The organism is Bartonella sp. CE47NXGY (assembly GCF_042195415.1).
Classification (GTDB): domain Bacteria; phylum Pseudomonadota; class Alphaproteobacteria; order Rhizobiales; family Rhizobiaceae; genus Bartonella.
Genome location: NZ_JBHIOI010000158.1, coordinates 1 through 1156 on the forward strand (window position 1 = coordinate 1; position 1156 = coordinate 1156).

General features: G+C 39.4%; 1 protein-coding gene and 1 pseudogene. Both read left to right on the forward strand.

The features are described 5' to 3' along the window. Positions 1–274: pseudogene (locus ACFIL3_RS10355) on the forward strand (hypothetical protein); the annotation flags it as partial. A 19-nt stretch (positions 275–293) separates the two neighbouring features. Continuing rightward, the gene (locus ACFIL3_RS10360) at positions 294–1052 is read left to right on the forward strand and encodes a hypothetical protein (protein ID WP_375637283.1); all 759 of its coding nucleotides are present in this window, start codon (positions 294–296) and stop codon (positions 1050–1052) included. Positions 1053–1156: the final 104 nt, after the last annotated feature.

Here is a 1156-nt window from a genome sequence, read left to right on the forward strand (position 1 = left end):
TGTAAGTGAAGTTGTAATGACACTCGAAGCAGATGTTCAATCACGTGACAAGGAAATTAAAGAACTTAAACAAAAGACTGAAGAACTAAAACAAAGTATAGATGCGTACCGAGAAGACTTTAAACGGAAAAGTGAAAAGATACAGGCACTAAAAGCAGATGTTGCATCACGCGACGAGCAAGTTGAAAGACTAACACAAGAGCTTAAACAGCGTGATGAAGTAGTAAAAGCGCCGCCTCATAAGAATAAGAAGAGTAAGAAGAAAAGTAAGTGAGAAGATAGAGGTGGAAGATATGATACTTAAAAAGAAGTATGAATCTACTGATGAAACAATCGAAGTTAATGGAGTTACGCTTCACCGTATACGTGCTTTAAGAAATTTTAGAGATGTGTACGCAGGTGACTTAGGTGGCTTTATTGAAAATGAAAGCAATTTAAGTCATGAGGGAGACTGTTGGGTTGGGGACGATGCAAAGGTTTATGGTAGTGCTAGGGTTTACGGTCGAGCCAAGGTTTTTGGTAATGCCAACGTTTATGATAACGCTCATGTTTATGGCAATGCCATTGTTTATTTTGATGCTAAAGTTTTTGGTAATGCACATGTATACGGTACAGCAATAATTTGTGAAAATGCCCGTGTGTGTGGTGATGCATGGATTGATACAGGTTTTATTAGTGGTTGTGATTTAGTTAATAGTAGTAAAAAGAAATACGAACTTACAGACGATACAGTTGATCTCGGTCCTTTCAAGTTACACCGAATACGAGCATTGAGAAGCTTTGGCAAAGTAAAGAAAGGTGATTTAGGTGGCTGGGTAGAGAGTGAAGAGAACCTCAGTCACGAAGGTAATTGTTGGATTAGTGGTTTAGGGGCTGTTTTTGGTGGCGGCAGATTACGTGGTGATCACCTAGTTCCAAACTTTAATTACATTTCCAATACGACTTATAAATTGTCTATGTTAACACCACAACAATACATGGCATCTCTACCTTGGCACCGTAGAATATGGGAGCGACTCCGTTATTATTGGGAGTGCGGAATATGGCTTTAGAGCTTCATAAACGTGATGAATAATACAATTCTTTGTTTTGATCTAGGTACCAAAACGGGGTGGGCGATACGTGGTGCAAGTGGTGACATGTTCAGTGGTACCGT

Excerpts from the sequence above, each read along its gene's own strand:
- ACFIL3_RS10360 (WP_375637283.1), top strand. The coding sequence starts at position 294 with ATGATACTTAAAAAGAAGTATGAATCTACTGATGAAACAATCGAAGTT.